This window comes from Pseudomonas sp. TH07 (genome assembly GCF_016651285.1).
Classification (GTDB): Bacteria; Pseudomonadota; Gammaproteobacteria; order Pseudomonadales; family Pseudomonadaceae; genus Aquipseudomonas.
Genome location: NZ_JAEKED010000001.1, coordinates 7090163 through 7110205, shown reverse-complemented (window position 1 = coordinate 7110205; position 20043 = coordinate 7090163). Strand labels below are relative to the sequence as shown.

General features: G+C 62.8%; 20 protein-coding genes. 9 read left to right on the top strand and 11 right to left on the bottom strand.

What is annotated here, in order from left to right; all coding sequences use genetic code 11:
* Window positions 1-53 precede the first annotated feature (53 nt).
* Window positions 54-779 carry a response regulator gene (locus JFU57_RS32375; RefSeq protein ID WP_020295648.1) on the top strand — a complete coding sequence of 242 codons (726 nt, stop codon included), beginning with the start codon at window positions 54-56 and terminating at the stop codon, window positions 777-779.
* Window positions 776-2389: an ATP-binding protein gene (locus tag JFU57_RS32370; protein WP_078470830.1), complete on the top strand. Its 1614-nt coding sequence runs from the start codon at window positions 776-778 to the stop codon at window positions 2387-2389. The genes JFU57_RS32375 and JFU57_RS32370 overlap by 4 nt, the downstream gene beginning before the upstream one ends.
* A 42-nt stretch (window positions 2390-2431) precedes the next feature.
* Here the strand turns inward: JFU57_RS32370 and JFU57_RS32365 are convergent, their stop codons facing one another.
* Window positions 2432-3157 carry a 4'-phosphopantetheinyl transferase family protein gene (locus tag JFU57_RS32365; RefSeq protein ID WP_078470829.1) on the bottom strand — a complete coding sequence of 242 codons (726 nt, stop codon included), beginning with the start codon at window positions 3155-3157 and terminating at the stop codon, window positions 2432-2434.
* 245 nt (window positions 3158-3402) lie between these two features.
* Here JFU57_RS32365 and JFU57_RS32360 point away from each other — a divergent pair, with 245 nt between their 5' ends.
* The 3 genes from JFU57_RS32360 (at window position 3403) to JFU57_RS32350 (ending at window position 6148) form a co-directional block, all read left to right on the top strand.
* Window positions 3403-4005: an outer membrane beta-barrel protein gene (locus JFU57_RS32360; protein WP_020295645.1), complete on the top strand. Its 603-nt coding sequence runs from the start codon at window positions 3403-3405 to the stop codon at window positions 4003-4005.
* A 122-nt stretch (window positions 4006-4127) separates the two neighbouring features.
* Entirely contained in the window at window positions 4128-4805 is a 678-nt protein-coding gene (locus JFU57_RS32355) for a response regulator (RefSeq protein WP_020295644.1), read from the top strand.
* Window positions 4802-6148: an ATP-binding protein gene (locus JFU57_RS32350; protein ID WP_078470828.1), complete on the top strand. Its 1347-nt coding sequence runs from the start codon at window positions 4802-4804 to the stop codon at window positions 6146-6148. The genes JFU57_RS32355 and JFU57_RS32350 overlap by 4 nt, the downstream gene beginning before the upstream one ends.
* 10 nt (window positions 6149-6158) lie before the next feature.
* On the opposite strand, the gene JFU57_RS32345 is transcribed toward JFU57_RS32350, so the two are convergent.
* Window positions 6159-7157, bottom strand: coding sequence for an AraC family transcriptional regulator (locus tag JFU57_RS32345; protein ID WP_078470827.1), 999 nt, complete (start codon window positions 7155-7157; stop codon window positions 6159-6161).
* A 334-nt stretch (window positions 7158-7491) separates the two neighbouring features.
* Between JFU57_RS32345 and JFU57_RS32340 the strand changes: the two genes are divergently transcribed.
* Together JFU57_RS32340 and JFU57_RS32335 are read left to right on the top strand one after the other, a co-directional pair.
* On the top strand, window positions 7492-8826 hold the full coding sequence (locus JFU57_RS32340) for a dicarboxylate/amino acid:cation symporter (RefSeq protein WP_020295640.1): 1335 nt from the start codon (window positions 7492-7494) through the stop codon (window positions 8824-8826).
* Between the two features lie 150 nt (window positions 8827-8976).
* Window positions 8977-10158 (top strand): CaiB/BaiF CoA transferase family protein, encoded by a 1182-nt coding sequence (locus JFU57_RS32335; RefSeq protein WP_201131993.1) that lies wholly within the window; start codon window positions 8977-8979, stop codon window positions 10156-10158.
* A gap of 13 nt (window positions 10159-10171) precedes the next feature.
* Here JFU57_RS32335 and JFU57_RS32330 read toward each other — a convergent pair whose 3' ends face one another.
* Both JFU57_RS32330 and JFU57_RS32325 read right to left on the bottom strand, forming a co-directional pair.
* Window positions 10172-10666 carry a SprT family zinc-dependent metalloprotease gene (locus JFU57_RS32330; RefSeq protein WP_020295638.1) on the bottom strand — a complete coding sequence of 165 codons (495 nt, stop codon included), beginning with the start codon at window positions 10664-10666 and terminating at the stop codon, window positions 10172-10174.
* A gap of 162 nt (window positions 10667-10828) precedes the next feature.
* On the bottom strand, window positions 10829-11431 hold the full coding sequence (locus JFU57_RS32325) for a Yip1 family protein (protein WP_020295637.1): 603 nt from the start codon (window positions 11429-11431) through the stop codon (window positions 10829-10831).
* A 271-nt stretch (window positions 11432-11702) separates the two neighbouring features.
* Between JFU57_RS32325 and ttcA the strand changes: the two genes are divergently transcribed.
* Window positions 11703-12527: a tRNA 2-thiocytidine(32) synthetase TtcA gene (ttcA, locus tag JFU57_RS32320; RefSeq protein ID WP_078470824.1), complete on the top strand. Its 825-nt coding sequence runs from the start codon at window positions 11703-11705 to the stop codon at window positions 12525-12527.
* A 10-nt stretch (window positions 12528-12537) separates the two neighbouring features.
* Here ttcA and JFU57_RS32315 read toward each other — a convergent pair whose 3' ends face one another.
* The 7 genes from JFU57_RS32315 to arsC all read right to left on the bottom strand — a co-directional run bounded on the left by JFU57_RS32315 (window position 12538) and on the right by arsC (window position 19407).
* Window positions 12538-14082: an ArnT family glycosyltransferase gene (locus JFU57_RS32315; RefSeq protein ID WP_201131992.1), complete on the bottom strand. Its 1545-nt coding sequence runs from the start codon at window positions 14080-14082 to the stop codon at window positions 12538-12540.
* 155 nt (window positions 14083-14237) lie between these two features.
* Window positions 14238-15890, bottom strand: a complete 1653-nt coding sequence (arnT, locus tag JFU57_RS32310; protein ID WP_201131991.1) for a lipid IV(A) 4-amino-4-deoxy-L-arabinosyltransferase — start codon at window positions 15888-15890, stop codon at window positions 14238-14240.
* Between the two features lie 223 nt (window positions 15891-16113).
* A complete protein-coding gene (pmrG, locus tag JFU57_RS32305; protein ID WP_078470821.1) occupies window positions 16114-16746 on the bottom strand; it encodes a lipopolysaccharide core heptose(II)-phosphate phosphatase PmrG in 633 nt (210 codons plus the stop codon).
* A gap of 498 nt (window positions 16747-17244) precedes the next feature.
* Window positions 17245-17916, bottom strand: coding sequence for a DNA-3-methyladenine glycosylase I (locus JFU57_RS32300; RefSeq protein ID WP_201131990.1), 672 nt, complete (start codon window positions 17914-17916; stop codon window positions 17245-17247).
* Between the two features lie 117 nt (window positions 17917-18033).
* Window positions 18034-18459 carry a DUF2069 domain-containing protein gene (locus JFU57_RS32295; protein ID WP_201131989.1) on the bottom strand — a complete coding sequence of 142 codons (426 nt, stop codon included), beginning with the start codon at window positions 18457-18459 and terminating at the stop codon, window positions 18034-18036.
* Window positions 18452-19057 (bottom strand): NAD(P)H:quinone oxidoreductase, encoded by a 606-nt coding sequence (gene wrbA / locus JFU57_RS32290; protein ID WP_020295630.1) that lies wholly within the window; start codon window positions 19055-19057, stop codon window positions 18452-18454. Before wrbA ends, JFU57_RS32295 begins: the two co-directional genes overlap by 8 nt.
* Complete coding sequence (gene arsC, locus JFU57_RS32285) at window positions 19054-19407, bottom strand: arsenate reductase (glutaredoxin) (RefSeq protein ID WP_201131988.1); 354 nt, start codon at window positions 19405-19407, stop codon at window positions 19054-19056. The genes wrbA and arsC overlap by 4 nt, the downstream gene beginning before the upstream one ends.
* A 126-nt stretch (window positions 19408-19533) precedes the next feature.
* Here arsC and JFU57_RS32280 point away from each other — a divergent pair, with 126 nt between their 5' ends.
* Entirely contained in the window at window positions 19534-19998 is a 465-nt protein-coding gene (locus JFU57_RS32280; protein ID WP_201131987.1) for a TlpA family protein disulfide reductase, read from the top strand.
* The last annotated feature ends 45 nt before the right edge of the window (window positions 19999-20043 follow it).

Sequence of the window (20043 nt, the reverse complement as noted above, 5' to 3'; positions counted from 1 at the left end):
AAAAAGACGGGTGGATCCTTCCTGAATATGTTCTTGGCAAGAAGAGGTCACCCGTGGAGCAAGAAGCCTGGCAGGTATTGATTGTTGAGGACGACCAGCGTCTGGCCGAGTTGACCCGTGAGTACCTGGAGAGCAACGGCCTGCAGGTGGCCATAGAAGGCAATGGTGCGCTGGCGGCGGCGCGGATCATCAACGAGCAGCCGGATCTGGTGATTCTCGACCTGATGCTGCCGGGCGAAGACGGCTTGAGCATCTGCCGCAAGGTGCGCCACCGCTATGACGGGCCGATCCTGATGCTCACCGCGCGTTCCGACGACATGGACCAGGTCATGGGCCTGGACCTGGGCGCCGACGATTATGTCTGTAAACCCGTGCGCCCGCGGCTGCTGCTGGCGCGGATCCAGGCCCTGCTGCGGCGCAGCGAGGCGCCGGAAGCGGCGGTCCCGGAGAAGCAGCGACGCCTGCAGTTCGGCCCGCTGGTGGTCGACAGTGCGCTGCGCGAAGCCTGGCTGAACGAGGCGGGGATCGAATTGACCAGTGCCGAGTTCGACCTGCTCTGGCTATTGGTGGCCAACGCCGGGCGCATTCTGTCCCGCGAAGAAATCTTCACCGCCCTGCGTGGCATCGGCTACGACGGCCAGGACCGCTCGATCGATGTGCGCATCTCGCGCATTCGCCCCAAGATCGGCGACGATCCGGAGCACCCGCGCCTGATCAAGACCATCCGCAGCAAGGGCTACCTGTTTGTCCCTGAAGCCGCCGCCGATATGCCGCTGTGAACTCGATCTTCCTGCGGATCTACGGCGGCATGTGCGCCGCCCTGATCCTGGTGGCGCTGCTTGGCGTGCTGGCCCTGCACCTGCTTAATAATGTGCGCAGCGAGCAGTATCGCGAGCGCCTGGCCCATGGCACGTTTTCGCTGATGGCCGACAACCTGCAGCCGATGAGTGAGATCGAGCGTCGGCGCGTCCTGGCGTTGTGGGAGCGTCTCCTGGGGATTCCCCTGGCCTTGCAGACATTCGCCCAGACCAGCCTCGACAGCGGCCAGCGCAGCCGCGTGCTGCGGGGCCAGGCCCTGGTGGAGCAGACCGGGCCACACGCGGCGCGGGTCTACCGGTTGGTCAGCGACAAGGAACAACTGCTGCTGACCGGCGAGGTGCAGCAGATCAGCGAGCAATTGGCGCGCGCGACTATCTACCTGCTGGCCGACGAACTGGTGCGCTACCCGGTCGCTGAGCAACCGCAACGCCTGGCGGACTTGAAGGAAGCCAAGGGTTTTGGTTTCGATATGCACCTGGTGATCCTTGAACAGGCTGACATGGACGAAGACCAGCGCCGCCGCGTCGCCGAGGGCGATACCGTGATGGCGTTGGGCAAGGGGGGCGATTCGATCCGGGTGTTTGCCGGCATGGTTGGCACGCCCTGGGTCCTGGAAATCGGCCCGCTGTATCAGATGAACCCCTATCCGCCCGAATGGCTGGTGCTGATCGCCGTACTGGGGCTGAGCCTGATCGGCTTGATCGTCTATCTCCTGGTGCGTCAGCTGGAGCGGCGCCTGCGCGGGCTGGAGTCAGCGGCGACGCGCATCGCCAAGGGCAGCCTGGAAACCCGGGTTCCCGCCCGCGGCGCCGACTCGATCGGGCGCCTGGCCGCCGCGTTCAACGGCATGGCCGAGCACCTGCAACGTCTGCTGGCGATCCAGCGTGAGCTGGTGCGGGCGGTGTCCCACGAGTTGCGCACGCCGGTGGCACGCCTGCGCTTTGGCCTGGAAATGATCGGCTCGGCCACCACCCCTGTGGCACGGGAAAAGTACATGGAGGGCATGGACAGCGATATCCAGGACCTGGACCGCCTGGTGGATGAGATGCTCACGTATGCGCGCCTGGAGCAGGGTTCGCCAGCGCTGAACTTCCAGCGCATCGACCTTGATGCCCTGGTCAGCCAGGTGATCAGCGAACTGGCGCCGCTGCGGGCCGAGGTCAAGGTCCAGCGCGGGTTGTGCCTGTCGGCCGCCAATTGTGATGACGCCTGGGTCGAGGCCGAACCGCGCTACCTGCATCGGGCCTTGCAGAACCTGGTGAGCAACGCCATGCGCCACGCCGAATCCCAGGTGACCATCAGCTATCAGGTCGGGCAGGTGCGGTGTCGGGTGGACGTTGAAGACGATGGCCCCGGGGTTCCGGAAAGCGCCTGGGAGCGGATTTTTACCCCCTTTCTGCGGCTGGACGACAGTCGTACCCGGGCCTCCGGTGGGCATGGCTTGGGCCTTTCGATTGTGCGGCGGATCATTCACTGGCACGACGGCCGCGCGCTGATCGGGCGCAGCAAGAGCCTGGGCGGCGCCTGTTTCAGCCTGAGCTGGCCACGCCATCAAGAAGAGAAGCCCTGAAGCTGCAGACCTCAGGCCCGGGGCTCGGGGCTTGTGGGCGTCTCAACCGGGAATGCTGACCAGGCTCAGCAACTGCCCATCCTGCAGCGCAAACTGCGCGTCCAGTTGCGTGCCGTTGCGCCACTCGCTGGACAGGTCTTGCAACAGACGCAGACGCACCTGGCCGGCCTCGGTCCACTCCAGCACTTCGGCATGTTCGAAATAGAAGCGCTGCTGGACGATCGGGTACAGCGCCTTGAACAGGCTTTCCTTCACTGAAAAGGTCAGGGTCACCCACAGCGCCAGATGCTCGCTGGGGCCGGCGGCCATGCGCTGCAATTCCGGCGCGGTAAGGATCTCGCCCGCCAGGCGCCGTGCACGCTCGGCATCCAGCAGGTTCTCCAGGTCCATGCCCAGGCCGCGCCAGTGCTCCTTGCGCGCCACGATGGCCGCTGCCCGGCCGGTGCTGTGGGTGATCGAGCCGCAGATGTGGGCCGGCCATACCGGTGCCCGGTCGTCCCCGATGGGCGGGGTGCAGTCCAGACCTTCCAGGCGTTGTAGGGCGGCGCGGGCACACAGGCGCCCGGCAAGGAACTCGGCCTGGCGCTTGGCGACCGAGCGCTGAATGCTCGCCGGCGGCTCGATGGCGCAGCGCTGGAAGTCGTCCGCCGCCAGTTGCGCGGGATTGAAGTGGGTGCTGAGCAGGACGCTATTGGCCAGCGCCTGGGGCAGCGGCCAGTGGGCGTCGAGTGGAGTGCAGCAGGCGGGCAGGGCGGGGAGAGAATTCATGCCCGGCATTTTGCCGGGTTGCGCGGTTGCGGGGTAGCCCCGGGGTTTGAGGGCGCCTTTGTAAGCTGCGGCGCCCGTGTGGCGTCTGATGACTCATTGCCGCTGTTTTGCGAAAAATAGCTGAAAAAACAGCAGGGTGGATTCGGTTCAGGCCAGGTTCAGAGTGTGTTCAGGGGGAGTTCAGGGGGCGGTGGTTAACCTAGCTCCGTACCCAAAAAGCACATAGCGAATGAGGAAATTCCCTAATGACTTCTATCAAAAAGATGATCCTGGCCTTCACTGTTCTCGGCGCCAGCGCCGCTGCCCAAGCCGCTGACAGCAACTTCGCCGGTCTGAGCTACGGCCTCACCAGCGACAAGGTCAGCAAGTCCAGCCTGCTCAACAACAACCTCGGCCACCCGGATTCCGATGGTGTGATTGCCAAGGACAGCACCTTCGGTGTGCGCTTCGGCCAGTTGAATGACCAGGCCCGTTACTACGCCACTTATGAATATGTTTCGGGCTCGCACAATGGCATTAAACTGCGTCAGCAAAATCTGCTGGGCAGCTACGATATGTTCCTGCCAGTGACCAGCAGCACCAAATTGTTCGGTGGTGCCACCGCCGGCCTGGTCAAAATGACCCAGGAATCGCCAGGCTTCAGCCGTGACAGCGACATCGGTTATGCGGTCGGCGTACAGGCCGGTGTGCTGCAGCAAGTTTCGCAGAACACCTCGGTTGAGCTGGGTTATCGTTACCTGCGCAGCAACGCCAGCACCGAAATGAGCGAGCGCGGCGGCAGCAAGCAGGGTTCGCTGAACCTGGACAGCAGCGCCCAGACCTACCTGTCGGCCAACTACGCGTTCTGACACGTACCTTGGTTTTGACTGACGCCGGATCTGGCCCAAAGGCAGATCCGGCGTTGCCGTATGAGTAATCAGGGGGCCTGAACGCCCTTTGGAGTTGTGGAAATTTTGCCTGGGAGAGCTTTATGAAACTGCTGGTCGTTGAGGATGAGGCGCTGCTGCGCCATCACCTGCAAACCCGGCTCACGGACAGTGGTCATGTGGTCGAATCCGTGGCCAACGCCGAAGAGGCGCTGTATCAGAGCGAGCAGTTCAATCACGATCTGGCGGTGATCGACCTGGGGCTGCCGGGCATGGGTGGCCTGGACCTGATCCGCCAGTTACGCGCCCGTGGCAAGACGTTCCCGATCCTGATCCTGACCGCTCGCGGCAACTGGCAGGACAAGGTCGAAGGGCTGGCAGCCGGCGCTGACGACTACGTGGTCAAGCCCTTCCAGTTCGAAGAGCTGGATGCGCGCCTGAACGCCTTGCTGCGCCGTTCCAGTGGCTTTACCCAGTCGACCATCATCGCCGGGCCGCTGCTGCTCGACCTCAATCGCAAGCAGGCATCCCTGGATGAGCAGCCGCTGGCGCTGACCGCCTATGAATACCGGATTCTCGAATACCTGATGCGTCATCACCAGCAGGTGGTGGCCAAGGATCGGTTGATGGAGCAGTTGTACCCGGACGACGACGAGCGCGATCCAAACGTGATCGAAGTGCTGGTCGGGCGCTTGCGGCGCAAGCTGGAGGCGCCGTCGGGCTTCAAGCCGATCGAGACCGTGCGTGGCCTGGGCTACTTGTTCAATGAGCGCTGCCGATGATTCGATCGCTGCGCTTGCGCCTGATGCTGGCCGCCACCACCCTGGCGGTGCTGTTCATGCTGGCATTGCTGCCGGCCATGCAAGGCGCGTTCAGCCTGGCGCTGCAGGACTCCATCGAGCAGCGCCTGGCCTCCGACGTGACCACCTTGATCTCGGCGGCGCGGGTCGAAGGCAATCACCTGCAGATGCCGATGCAATTGCCGGATGAGCGTTTCAACCTCACCGACAGCCGTTTGCTCGGCTACATCTATGATCGCGAAGGGCACCTGGTGTGGCGCTCGAAAGCGACCCAGGAAGAGAGCATCAACTACAAGCCGCGCTATGACGGGCGTGGCAACGAATTCGCCAGAATCCGCGAAGCCGATGGCCAGGAGTTCTTCGTCTACGACGTCGAGGTCAAGCTGCTGGGCGGTAAAAGTGCGGCCTTCAGTATCGTCGCCTTGCAGCCGGTGCGTGAGTACCAGCTGACCCTGGAAGGCGTGCGGGAAAACCTCTACCTGGGTTTCGGCGCGGCGTTGCTGGTGTTGCTGGCATTGCTCTGGCTCGGCCTGACCTGGGGCCTGCAGGCCTTGCGCCGTTTGAGCCAGGAGCTGGACCAGATCGAAAGCGGCACCCGCGAAAGCCTCAGCGAAGAACACCCGCGCGAGCTGCTGCGGCTCACCGGCTCGTTGAACCGTCTGTTGCACAGCGAGCGCGAGCAGCGCAGCCGATACCGCGACTCGCTGGATGACCTGGCCCACAGCCTGAAAACCCCGCTGGCGGTACTGCAGGGGGTCAGTGAAGACATGGCCCAGCGTCCCCAGGACCGCGACCAGGCCTGGGTCCTGCAAAGCCAGATCGAGCGCATGAGCCAGCAGATCAGCTATCAGCTACAGCGCGCCAGCCTGCGTAAAAGCGGCCTGGTGCGGCACCAGGTCAGGTTGCGTCCGGTGCTTAAGAGCCTGTGCGACACCCTGGACAAGGTGTACCGCGACAAGCAGGTACGGGTCTCTTTTGACCTGCCGGAGCAGTGTTATGTGCCGATCGAGCACGGTGCCCTGCTGGAAATGCTCGGCAACCTGCTGGAAAACGCCTACCGCCTGTGCCTGAGCCAGGTGCGCATCAGCGTGCGCGAAACCCTCGACGGGGCCGAACTCTGTGTCGAGGATGATGGCCCCGGCGTACCACCGGACCAGCGTGCGCGGATTCTGCAGCGTGGCGAACGCCTGGACCGCCAGCATCCGGGGCAGGGGATTGGCCTGGCGGTGGTCAAGGACATCATCGACAGCTACGGCGCGCAGCTGACGCTGGGAGATTCCTCCCTGGGTGGCGCGGCATTCCGGATTCACTTCCCGATTATTTGAAGCCGTGGGCTCAATGCTCCTGGGCGCGGTAGGCGCCCGGGGTCAGGCCGGTCCACTTCTTGAAGGCCCGATGAAAGGCCGAGGGCTCGGAAAACCCCAGCTGCTCGGCGATCTGTTGCAACGACAGGTCGGCCCGCCCCAGGTGATAGATGGCGATATCGCGCCGCAACTGATCCTTCAACTCCTGAAAACTCGACCCTTCTTCACGCAGGTGCCGGCGCAGGGTCTGGGGGCTGATGTGCAGTTGCCGGGCCACGCTTTCCAGGTCTGGCCAGTGCTCGCTGTCGCGACTGAGCAGGCGGCGTAGCTGGCTGCTCAGGCTGTCGCCAGGGTCCGGCCGCGACAGCAGGTCGGCCGGCGAGCGTTCAAGAAAATGCTTGAGGGTCCGTTCGTCCTGCAGCAATGGCAGGTCCAGGTAGCGGCTGTGGAACAGCAGGCTGCTGTGCTCGGCGCCAAACACCAGGGGGCAGGGGAACAACAGGTCGTATTCGGCACCGTGCCCGGGCCGGGGGTAGCTGAAGGTCGCCTGCTCCAGGCGAATCCGTTGGCCGACCAGCCAACTGCCGAGGCGATGCCAGATCACCAGCAGGCTTTCGCTGAGGAAGTGATCCGGGTCCCGCAGTTGACTGTCGTCCAGGCTCAGGCGGGTCATCTCGCCTTCACGACTGAGGCTCAGGCGCGGGGCCTGCGGGAATAGGCTATAAAATAATAAGCCGCGATTGAGCGCCTTCCCCAGGGTCCGGCAATGAATCAGCGCGTGGCACATCATGGCGAAGGTGCCGCGCTTGCTCGGTTCGGGCGCGAACCCCAGGTATTCATCATCCAGCGCTTGCCAGAGCAATTGCAGCAAGCCGCTGAACTGCTCGGGGGCGATGCGTGCCCTGGGCTCGTTGAGCAGTTCGGCGCTGATGCCCACCTGTTGCAGCAGCGCCGAGCAGTCATGGCCACGCCGACGCGCGCCGCCAAGAGCGGCACGGGCGAAATGACTGGCGATGGTGCGTTCGCGCATGCGGGCTGATCCGTCCATTGAGTGGCGGATGGTAGTCAGCGGGCGCAGGTCGGACAAGGCGGATATCCGCCAAATTGTAGGACGAGCGAGGGGCAATGGGCGGAAATCCGCCATGTCGAGCCCCGGCCAAGAATCCGAGTGTTGGGTTGTGACCCTGATGTCTAAAGGCCTCCAGGGCATTTTCAGCAAGGTGGCACGGGCTTTGCGATAAGGCCGATAGAGATGCCTGCGCGCAGCTCGACAAAACAAATCCCTCCAGTGCAGGAGGGTTCGCACTTTAGGCGTCGTGTGCATCGATGGATGATGTTCACCGGGGCTTTTGAGGAACTTTGCAATGACGACTCGTCAGCCACTGTACAAATCCCTGTATTTCCAGGTGATCGTTGCCATCGCTATCGGCATCCTGCTCGGTCACTTCTACCCGCAGACCGGCGTCGCCTTGAAGCCGCTGGGTGACGGGTTCATCAAACTGATCAAAATGGTCATCGCCCCGATCATCTTCTGCACCGTTGTCAGCGGTATCGCCGGCATGCAGAGCATGAAATCGGTCGGCAAGACCGGCGGCTACGCGCTGCTGTACTTCGAAATCGTCTCCACCATCGCGCTGCTGATCGGTCTGGTCGTGGTCAACGTCGTTCAGCCGGGCGCCGGCATGCACATCGACGTCGCTACCCTCGACGCTTCGAAAGTCGCTGCCTACGTGACGGCCGGTGCTGACCAGAGCATCGTCGGCTTCCTGCTCAACGTGATCCCCAACACCATCGTCGGCGCTTTCGCCAATGGCGACATCCTGCAAGTGCTGATGTTCTCGGTGATCTTCGGTTTCGCCCTGCATCGCCTGGGTGCCTACGGCAAGCCGGTGCTGGACTTCATCGATCGCTTCGCCCACGTGATGTTCAACATCATCAACATGATCATGAAGCTCGCGCCAATCGGTGCCCTGGGCGCCATGGCCTTCACCATCGGTGCCTACGGTGTCGGCTCGCTGGTGCAGTTGGGTCAACTGATGATCTGCTTCTACATCACCTGCGTGCTGTTCGTGGTGGTGGTACTGGGCGCCATCTGCCGCGCTCACGGTTTCAGCGTGCTGAAACTGATCCGCTACATCCGTGAAGAGCTGCTGATCGTACTGGGTACTTCCTCGTCCGAATCGGCTCTGCCGCGCATGCTGATCAAAATGGAACGCCTGGGTGCCAAGAAGTCGGTAGTCGGCCTGGTGATCCCGACCGGTTATTCCTTCAACCTCGACGGCACGTCGATCTACCTGACCATGGCAGCCGTGTTTATCGCCCAGGCGACCGACACCCACATGGACATCACGCACCAGATCACTCTGCTGCTGGTGCTGCTGCTGTCCTCCAAAGGCGCTGCGGGCGTGACCGGTAGTGGCTTCATCGTGTTGGCGGCCACCCTGTCGGCGGTCGGTCACCTGCCGGTGGCCGGTCTGGCACTGATCCTGGGTATCGACCGCTTCATGTCCGAAGCCCGTGCCCTGACCAACCTGGTGGGTAACGCCGTGGCCACCCTGGTGGTTGCCAAGTGGGTCAAGGAACTGGACGAAGACAAGCTGCAGGTCGAGCTGGCTTCCGGTGGTCGTGGTATCTCCGACACCCGTGAAGAAGATGACCTGGGCGTGGCCGAAGGCCCGGCGCCAAGCATCCTCAAATAAAGCTGTGTGTTAATGAAAAACCCGCTGCGGCGGGTTTTTTATTGCCCGCATTTCGAGCGCAAGCGTCAGCCCGCCTGAGCGTTGCGGTAATTGCCGGGTGGGCATCGGCTGCCTACTCTGTGGGCAGTCGATCTTGAGTCAGGAGGGTTCATGCACGGTCCGTTGGCGACACTCAAAGTTCTGGATTTCTCCACCCTGCTGCCGGGGCCCTTCGCTTCGTTGCTGCTGGCGGACATGGGCGCCGACGTAGTGCGCATCGAGTCACCGACCCGCATGGACCTGCTGCGGGTGCTGCCACCCCATGATCATGGGGTCTCCGCCAGCCACGCTTACCTCAACCGCAACAAGCGCAGCCTGGCCCTGGACCTCAAGCAGCCGGAGGCGCTGGAAGTGGTCAGGCAACTGGTGCTGGATTACGACATCGTCCTCGAACAGTTTCGCCCGGGGGTGATGGAGCGCCTGGGCCTGGGGTATGAGGCGTTGAAGGCACTCAACCCGAAGTTGATCTACGTCTCGATTACCGGCTACGGCCAGACCGGCCCCTACCGGGAGCGTGCCGGGCACGATATCAATTACCTGGCCCTGGCCGGGCTGGCCAGTTACACCGGGCGCCAGGACAGCGGGCCATTGCCGCTGGGGATTCAGGCGGCGGATATTGCCGGTGGTTCGCTGCACGGCGTGATCGGCCTGTTGGCGGCGGTGATCGCCCGTCAGCACAGCGGCGTCGGGCAACACCTGGATGTGAGCATGACCGACTGCGCCTTCAGCCTGAATGCCATGGCCGGCGCCGGTTATCTGGCATGTGGCGTCGAGCCGCAGCGCGAGGATCAGATGCTCAATGGCGGCAGCTTTTACGACTACTACCGCAGCCGTGACGGTCGCTGGTTGTCAGTGGGCAGCCTGGAGCCCGGATTTATGCAGGCCCTGTGCGACGCCCTGGGCCGGCCGGAATTGGCAGCTCAGGGCCTGTCGCCCAGGCCTGAGCAGCAGCAAGCCTTGAAACAGGCGCTGCAGATCGAGTTCGAGAAGCGCGACTTTGCCGAGCTCTGCGAGTTGTTTGCCGCCCTGGATGCCTGTGTCGAACCGGTCCTCAGCCTTGCGGAAGCACTGGAGCACCCGCAGTTGCAGGCGCGGCAACTGGTCAGCCAGGTGCCCCGTGGCGACGGCAGCGCGCAGGCGCAGATGGCCTGTCCGCTGAAGTTTTCCCAGGGTTTGCCCGAGCCGCGGCATATCGGTGCTGCGGTCGGCGCGCATTCCGAGCAGGTGCTGCGGGAGTTGGGCTACAGCCCTGAGCGTATTGACCAGCTACGCCGGGCCAAGGTGACTCTGTAGCCGCAGCCGGGCCTCATTCCACCCGCATTTCACCACTAAACACCAGGGTGTGCCGGCAGCGTCGGCACAGGTAGCGCCGGCCCTGGCCGACCAGGCTGTGACGCTGGGCGGAAAACGGGAAGTCGCTGTCGGCACAGGGGCAGCGGTAGATATAGCGGGTCACGCGACGCCGCTGGATCTCATAGGTGTGGCAGCGGTTGGGCGGCAGTTCGTACACGCCGCGCATGATCAATTGCCATTCTTCGCCATGGGGCTGAATGCGTTCGCCGAACAATTGATGGGCGATCAGGTGCGCGACCTCATGAGCCACGGTCTGCTTGAGGAAGTCTTCGGTGTTTTCCCGGTACAGCTGCGGGTTGAAGCGCAGCAGGTTCTCGTGCAGGTGCGCCACGCCGGCCTTCTGGCCACGCAACTTGAGGCTGACCACGGGACGTTTGAAAGGTCGTTTGAAAAAGGATTCAGCGAGTTGGAAACAGTCTTCGACGCGGGTATTGAGTTGCTCGGGCATGCTTAACGGTTCTCCAGAGGTGTCGAGTATGCCGCAAAGCCCGGGGTTTCCGAATCGTCCAGGCGCCGAATGGTCATGCCGGCCCACCACTTAGAAGGCCGCCTTGCGGCGGCCTGTGTTGGCAGATCTGGTTTTAGGAGATGAATGGCGTCTGTTACTGCCTCAGTTGGTGTAGACCGGGCCGACACCCAGGCCCCAGACGATCACGGTAAACGCCATGATCGCCACCAGCACGACCAGCCCAACGGCCAGTACCGAGCTGGAAAACAGAAAACCCTCGTCCGATGGAATGTTCATGAAGGTCGGCAACCCCACATACAGCAGGTACACCGTGTAGCAGATAGCCGCCGTGCCGATGATCATGCCCAGCCACATATGCGGGTACAGCGCCGCCAGGCCGCCGACGAACAAGGGCGTCGCGGTGTAGGTGGCAAAGGCGATGCAGCGGGCCAAGCTTGGGTTGGCGTCGTAGGTGCGGGCCATCCAGTGCACGAAGGCGCCCATGACGGCCACGCCGCCGAGCATGGCCAGGTAGGACATGATGGTCATCCACAGTGCGCTTTCCACGGTGAGCATCACCGGGGCTCGACTGCCGATAACCCAACCGACCTGGGTGGTGCCGATAAACGCGGAAACAGCCGGTATGGCCGCGAGAATCAGGGTGTGGGTGAGGTACATGTGGCTGATGCTTTCTTCCTGGTCGCCACGGATTTCTCGCCATTCTTGATCAGGGTGGGTGAAGAGGCCCACGACGTGATGGATCATATTCAGTCACTCCTTTGTTATTGCCATCGCCCCCCAGCGGAGCGCCTACGGGCCAATAGGCCAAGTAAGTAAAGGTCTGTATGTGTGTGCGACCTTATGTCGCAGTATAGGAAGGACTTGCTGGCGTGGCTGCGGGGGGTTAGAGCAAATCGCGCTGTAAAGGGAATGCGTAATCGCCGAAGAGTCTTGGCCGTTGCAGCTCTTCGCCCAGCGCGGATTTTTTGCGTAAAATACCCGGCTTTTCGTCACACACCTCGCGGATTCCAGCGCCATGGGCACTCTTACGGTCAACCAGAACAAACTGCAGAAACGCCTGCGTCGCCAGGCGGGCGAAGCGGTCGCCGACTTCAACATGATCGAAGACGGTGACAAGGTCATGGTCTGCCTGTCCGGCGGCAAGGACAGCTACACCATGCTCGATGTGCTGCTGCACTTGCAGAAGGTGGCGCCGATCAAGTTCGACATCGTTGCGGTGAACATGGACCAGAAGCAGCCGGGCTTTCCCGAGGATGTGCTGCCGGCCTACCTCAAGACCCTGGGCGTGGAGTACCACATCGTCGAGAAAGACACCTATTCGGTGGTCAAGGAGCTGATCCCGGAAGGCAAGACCACCTGCTCGCTGTGCTCGCGCCTGCGTCGCGGCACGCTGTACACCTTTGCCGATGAAATCGGCGCGACCAAGATGGCCCTCGGTCATCACCGCGACGACATCATCGAGACTTTCTTCCTCAATATGTTTTTCAACGGCTCGCTCAAGGCCATGCCGCCCAAGTTGCGGGCCGATGACGGGCGCAATGTGGTGATCCGGCCCCTGGCCTACTGCAACGAGAAGGACATCCAGGCCTACTCCGACCTCAAGCAATTTCCGATCATCCCCTGCAACCTCTGCGGCTCCCAGGAGAACCTGCAGCGCCAGGTGGTCAAGGACATGCTTCAGGAGTGGGAGCGCAAGACCCCGGGCCGCAGCGAAAGCATCTTCCGCAGCTTGCAGAATGTGCAGCTGTCGCAGTTGGCCGACCGCAACCTGTTCGACTTCACCAGCCTGCGCATCGATGAAACCGCCGCCTCGCGTTTCGTCAATGTGCTGAACCTCTGAACCCCAGCCGTCAAGGCCGGGCTCGGGGCGCGGCGTCGGGGATGTATGCCAGGCTGCCGAAATCCCGGGCATTGAACAGGCGTTCACCGTTGTCCGGCAGCGTGCGCAGCACCTGGTGATCGGCCTGCAGGTAGCCCAGGGGCAGGGGCTCGCCATTGTGGTACTGGGCCAGGATCAGGGTGCGTTGCGGGTCCCAGTGCTGGCCGCTGGTTTTCTCCAGCCAGGCCATGAGCCCTGCGCTATCGCCGTCGCGGGGGAAATCCTGGGTGTCCTGTAGGTAGTAGAACGGCGCGCCGTGATTCTGCAGGTACAGCGGCAGTTTGTTATCGACCTCCACCATCACCACTCGCCATTGGGCCCAGGGTGCCTGTTTGTCGGCCTCGGCCCGCACCGCCTGGGCGAACTGCATGACCCCGCCACCGCCATTGGTCCAGGGGTAGAGCACCCCCAACACCAGCAGCATGACCCCGGCAGCCACCGCGAAGCCTTTGCTCCAGCCACGCTCGCCGACCTGTCCGGCGGCTCGGCGCTGGGCAAGGCGTCGGCTCAGCCACCAGGCCGCGAGTAACTGGGCAAAGGGCACCAGCGGCAATACGTAGTAGCTGCGGCGGCTGCCGCTGGCGGTAAAAAACAGCATCAGCAGGCCCAGGCCCCACACCAGCCAGCGCGCATTGGGCTCGATCTGCCGCCAGTGGCGCAGGGCGACCCATAGACCGAGGATCCAGCACGGCGCCCAGGGCAGGGTGTAGACCGGCAGGTAGATCAGGTAGGTGTAGAGCGGGCCGACATGGTCGAACGGGTCGAAAAAACGCACCAGGTTTTCCCGCAGCACCAGGCTCAGGCCGCTGTCGCCCACGGTCGGCTGGCCATACAGATGCGAGAGCAGGAACGGCAACATATAGACCAGCCCGGCCAGCAGCAGGGCCAGGCACAGCCGCAGATTGAGGTGACGCTTCCAGCGCCCGGCGCTCATCAGGTGTGGCAGCAGCACCAGCCCGGGCAAGATGAAACCGATCAGGCCCTTGCACAGCGAAGTGGCCGCCAGTATCAGGAAAAACCCGCAATAGCGGCTCAGGCGGGTGTCGTCCGGCCCCCGCCAGTACCACCAGACCGCCGCCAGCACCCCGAACAGGGTCAGAATGTCGGCCGTCGCCACCCGGGCCCAGAAGGCAAAGTAGAAGGTGGTCGCCAGCATCCAGCCGGCAATCAGCCCGGTGCCCTGGCGAAACAAGCGCTCGCCAAGCGAATGGATCAGCCACACGCTCAGCCACGCCGCGATCACCGACGGCAGGCGCAGCGACCAGTTATCCAGCCCGCCGAACAGCCCGCTGCTGGCGGTAATCAACCAGTAGGAAGGCAGCGGCTTGTCGTAATAGGGCATGCCCTTGAGGTACGGGTCGAAGTAATCGCCGCTTTGCAGCATTTGCAGGGCAATGTTCGCCCAGCGGGTTTCCGGCCCCCACAGCTCGCGGCTGCCCAGGCCGAGCAGCAGGATCAAAGCGCTCACACCCAGCAGTAGCGCCAGGGCCTTGTGCTGATTAAAACCGCGTTGCATGGGGAGCGCTCCGTGGTTGGACCCGAGCCAGTTTCAGTGGCTCACAGGCGAATGCCGTCCGGCCGGTTATGGCAAGCAGGGGATTGTGCTCAGGTGAGACGAGTGATCAGGCGGTCAGCGCCGTTGGGCAGGCGCTGACCGTGGGACGACCGGGCTTATGGCGGGCTCTGGGGGAAGATCAGGATCACCAGGTTGCCTTGCTCGTAGCGTTTGCCGCCCAGGGGCAGGCGCTCGACTTCCTGGATCTCCTGCACGTCGTTGACCCGCATGACCACGCCTACCGAGCCTCGCTTCAGGGCTTGGCTCATCCAGGGCTGGATCTGATCCAGATCGATCTTGCGCGGGCTCGAATCCGGGTAGTCGAGGCCGTACCGGAGCTCACCGGCGGTGTTGTATAGCGCCACGTCCGGACGTTGCAGGCGCCAGGCCAGGGCCGATGCCGCCCCCAGGTCATTACTCAGCAGGGTGCTGGTCTGGCGCAGTTGCTCCAGGTGCTGGTTGATGAACTGGTCCGGCATCTTGTTGTGCACCACGCTGGCGGGCATGCCGGGCGGCAGCAGGGCCACCAGCAGCAAGGTCCCCAGGGCCGGCGCAGCCCACAGCGCCAAGGGGCGCGAGGCGGCCAGCAGGTTGGCGATGATCCAGCCCATCAGCATGATGAACACCAGCGACAGGGCGAGCATTTCGTCATGGCCATACAGCGGTTTGCTGACCTGGATGTAGATCAGCCCCACCAGGGCGCCGACACCGACCACCAGGTTGAGCAAGGCATTGATACGCAGCGCCCGGCCTCGGGCCTGATTGAGCCGATCAATCAGGGTCGACCCCATCAGCAGGGCCAGTGGCAGCAGGCAAGGCATGATGTAGGTCGGCAGCTTGCCGCGGCTCAGGCTGAAAAAGGCCAGGGGCAACAGCAGCCACAGCAAAAGAAAGCCAATGCCGGCCTGGCGCTTGTCTTTCCATGCCTGGAGCAGGGTGCTCGGCAGCAACGCTGCCCAGGGCAGGCTGGAGACCACCAGCAGCGGCAGGTAGAACCACCAGGGGCGGGTGTGCTGCGCGTCCTCGGCGGCGAAGCGGCGAATATGTTCATGCCAGAAGAAGAACCGCCAGAAGTCCGGTTCGTGGGCGTGGATGCTCAGCACCCATGGCAGGCAGACCAGGGCCGCCACCAGCACCGCCAGCGGACCGAAGCGCAGCAGCTCGGTGAAGCGCCGCTGCCAGACCATGTACGGCACGGCGATCAGCACCGGCAGCAGCCAGGCCAGAAAGCCCTTGGTCAGAAATCCCATGCCGCAGGCAAACCCCAGCGCTGCCCAGGCCGACAGGCGCTCGCGCAGGGTCTGGCCCTGGAGGGCAAACCACAGCGCCACCAGGCTCAGGTTGACCCACAGGGTGAACTGCGGGTCGAGGTTGGAGTAGCCGGCCTGCCCGGCAATCAGGCCGAAGCTCATGTACAGCAGCGCCGCCGCGAAACTCTTGCGCGGGTCATTCCACAAGCGCCGGGCAAGCAGATAGGCCAGCAGGATGCTCAGCCCGGTACTCAGCGCCGAAGCGATGCGCACCCCGAACAGGTTGTCGCCGAACACGGCCTGGCCAATGGCGATAAACCAATAGCCGGCAATGGGTTTTTCAAAGTAGCGGATGCCCATGAAATGCGGGGCGATCCAGTCACCCTTGAGCAGCATTTCCTGGCTGATCTGGGCATAACGGGTTTCGTCCGGAATCCACAGGCCATGGGTGGTCAATGGCAACAGGTAAAACGCGGCGAAGGCTAAAAACAGCAGCGGTAGCGCCCAACGTCTGGTCATGCCCCGCACTCCTGTCGCTGGAGGTGGGGTGATGCCCGTTCCTTGGGCCTGGGGCGTAGAGTCATGCGCATGTCTGTCCTCGGTGTCGGGGGGCAGGTGATGGATCTGAGGTGCATTGGCTAATAAAGTACACGCCGCGAAAAAAGCAACTAAATACCAGTGGCTTCAAACAAAGCTGTCGATTGGCTGAATAACACTTCGAATGTTTAAAAAGTTCTGCAAGTTACTGCTGGACGTTGTTGAGTGTCGGCGGCCAGTGTTCACTGTTCATTATTCCCAGTACTTTCAACTGTCCATCGGGCTCCACTGCAAGAAACAACGAACTGCTGTACTCGCTGGCAAGGGCGTGTTCGTAACCCAGTTGTTTTTCCAGGTCGCTGATACAGCCGCTGTGAGTGATCAGTATCAGGTTGTGCCGCGGCTGTTTATGCGCCAGCACATCGCTTTTCAATGTCGGGCCGCAACTGGACAGCCATGGCTGGGCCTGCGCGGGTTTGCCGAACATGTACTGCGAGGTCTGCAAGGTGCGGGTCAGGGGGCTGCTCAGGATCTCGGCATTGGCCATGCCCAGCGCGCGGTAAGCGTGGCCCAGCGCAATGGCGGTCGATTGGCCGATCAGGGTGATACCGTCCTCCGGGCCCAGGCAGGGGTGGCTGGAGCGATCGCAGCGCTCGGCATGCCTGACCAGGACGATGACGTTTCCGGCCTGCCAATGCAGGTACAGATGGCTGTTGCTCATCTGTCTGGGGTCGCCGAGGTTGACCGGAGTCCGGGGCCACACCACAAACCCGGTGACCAGTATCACCAGTAATACGCAGAGGCTGCCCAGCAGTGACCGCTTAACCCGGGAGTTCATCTTGGGCTTCTCTGGAATGGGGGCAGTGGCTCGAGTAGGTCACGCTGTTCGCCTGGTATGGAAGTTGTCGAAAGTTCACGGTTGCGCCGAGTAGTAGTTATGACTTAGTTGGCGGTTTCACCCAGGCGCGGTGTCTGTAAAGCAATCTAAGGCGCTGCAGGTGGGGGATTGGTGAAAGCAATGTGAAAAAATCGAATGCCGATTGCCGGTGGTAAACCCCCAGGGAGTTGGCGCATCGGCGATGGCCGTTCAGGGCATCGGCGGGCTGGTTTTTTATTGTGTGCAGCGGCGGGCCATGACGTGCCGGCCGGCAGTCCATTGCGAAAGCCCGGCAAAAGTAACGTATTAAAAAGTCGCCATGGCGTTTTAATGCGATCAGTTCAGCTGACTGTCAGCTAGGCCGGCAGCGGGGTGGGGACGCAGGGGGAGCAGATAGGCGCGGCCCTCGACAAAGGGCCACGCCTGGTGCGGTCGTCAACGAGTGGGGATTGCCCCCTGTCAGTGGTTGACGGTGAAGGCCAGCATGGCCGAAAGCTGGCACAGCGGGCGCCCGCTTTGCTCCTGCCACTGGTTGAACACGTCCTGCACCAGGGCCTGATCGCGTTTGCTGGTGGGCACCTTGTCGACGATCTTCTGCGCGTTCAACGCGGCCACCACATCCCAGGTCGGGATAAAGGTGTCCTTGCCCACCATCCGCAGGAACCGCGGTGCCGAAAGGCCACCCATCTGGTTGCCGTGCTTGGCCAGGTACTGCCACAAGCCGACGATGTCGCTGCTCGGCCAGTCGGCAATGAAGTTGCCGAAGCTGCCGTGTTCATGGGCCACATCAAGAATCATCTGCGCATTGCGCGGCACACTCTTGAGCTTGCCCAGGTGGCGGATGATCCGCGCATCCTGCATCAGGCGCTCCAGGTGCTCGGCCCCCATCAGCACCACTTTTTCCGGGTCGAAGCCGAAAAACACCTGTTCGAAGGCCGGCCACTTGGCATCCACCAGGCTGTGTTTGAGCCCGGCGCGAAATACCCGCAAAGCCAGCGTCGACAGGTAGCGATCGGCGCTCAGCGAACGCAGGTAGGCGTCGGAGGCCGGGGTGGGCAGGTGGTCTTCCAGGGCTTTGGCCGAACCGAAGCGGTTAAGACAATATTCGTTCAGCCATTTGTAATCGTGCATGCCTTCTCCATATCGGTTCGAGGGGGCTGGGGCGTTGTACGCGGGCGATGGGACTTGAGGCAGCTCGATGGCCTCCAAGGTTCAATCCTTTGCGGGAGGCCGTGCTGCGAGCTTGAATCAGGCGGGGCTGGCAGTGCCTTCGCCCGCCAGTTTGCGGTTGAGCTGAAAACGCCAGCGCACATACAGCAGGGCCGAGCAGAAGAGCGCCAGGCTGGCGAGCATTTCCAGCACGCCGAACAGCTGGCGGTTGGGATCGTAGGCCGCCAGGGCACCCTTGATGAAGTACAGGTTCACCACAAAGCACATCCACGAGTGCCCGCGGGCACTGCCACTGAGCATGCCCGGGGCCATCAAGAGCAGTGGCACCAGCTCGATCAGCAGGATCACCCAGGGGCGCGCGCCGTGCAGGTCGGCCACCAGCAGGTAATAACCGCACAGCAGGCCGACCAGGCCGAGAAAGCACAGCAGGCTGAGGACGCGCGCCAGGCGCACCCGTGGTTCCAGCCATTCGACGGCGGGCAGGATTTTCGGCTTTTTAGCCACGGTTGCTCTCCAGTTGCCGGGCGGTTTTCGCCAGGCGCAGGCCCAGGGCCCGGCACAGGGTGACTTCGTGCTCGTTCAGCGGGCTCTTGCCGTCGGCCCCGGCGTGATGGCTGGCGCCATAAGGCGTGCCGCCGCCACGGGTGTCCAGCAGTGCCGATTCGCTGTAGGGCAGGCCGGTGATCAGCATGCCGTGGTGCAACAGCGGCAGCATCATCGACAACAGGGTGGTTTCCTGGCCGCCGTGCAGGCTGGCGGTGGAGGTGAAGACCCCGGCAGGTTTGCCCACCAGGGCACCGGTCAGCCACAGGTTGCTGGTGCCGTCGAGGAAGTACTTGAGCGGCGCCGCCATGTTGCCGAAACGGGTCGGGCTGCCCAGGGCCAGGCCGGCGCAGTTTTTCAGGTCATCGAGGCTGGCATACAGCGCGCCATCTTCGGGAATGCTCGGCGCCACGGCTTCGCATTCGCTGGAGATCGCAGGCACGGTACGCAGGCGGGCTTCGAGGCCGCCCTGTTCGATGCCCCGGGCAATCTGCCGGGCCATCTCGGTGGTCGAGCCGTTGCGGCTGTAATACAACACCAGGACGTAGGAATCGCTCACGGCAGGATCTCCAGCACTTTTTCCGGCGGTCGGCCGATGATGGCTTTGTCGCCGGCTTCGAGAATCGGCCGTTCCATCAGTTTCGGGTGTGCGGCGATGGCATCGATCAACTGCGCCTCGGTGAGGCTGCTGTCCGCCAGGTTGAGGCTCTTGTACTCGTCTTCACCGGTGCGCAGCAGTTGGCGTGCGCCGATGTCGAGCTTGCCCAGCAGGCGTTGCAATTGCGGGGCGTCGAGTGGGGTTTCCAGGTAGCGCACCACGGTTGGAGCCAGGCCACGGGCCTCCAGCAGTTCCAGCGCACCGCGGGATTTCGAGCAGCGCGGGTTGTGATAAAGCGTCAGATCGGTCATGTGCGGGTCGCATCTTGCCTTAGGTGGCGGCTATTCTACCTGCGCCGCGGGCTGTCCTGAACCTTGAGAGGCGATGGGTCGCAGGCAACAGCGGTTTCAGATGATTTTTCAGACAAGGATCAAGGCATGGCAAGGCGACTGGCAGCGGCATTGGCACTCTTCACCACGGTGTTGCTCGGCGGCTGCGGCAACGACTACGGCGTTGACCAATATGGCCAGAAAGTGGCGGGTGAGCGCATTGATAAACAATGGCTGGTGCTCAATTACTGGGCTGAGTGGTGTGGGCCGTGCCGCACCGAGATTCCCGAACTGAATGCGCTGGCCGAGCAGCTCAAGGGGCAGCCGGTGAGTGTACTGGGGGTCAATTTCGATAATGTGCAGGGCGATGAACTGAAAGCCGCCAGCGACAAGCTGGGGATCAAGTTCACCGTGCTGGCCCAGGACCCGGCGCCGATCTTCGACCTGCCGCGCAGCGAAGCGCTGCCGGTGACCTACCTGATCGACGACAAGGGCAAGGTGCGCGAACAACTGATGGGCGAGCAGACCGCAGCGGGTGTTATCGCCAAGCTGCAAGCCCTGCGCGGTCAGTAACCCGTAGCCCGATAACGTCTGCAGGGCATCTGTAGCCGCTGCCGA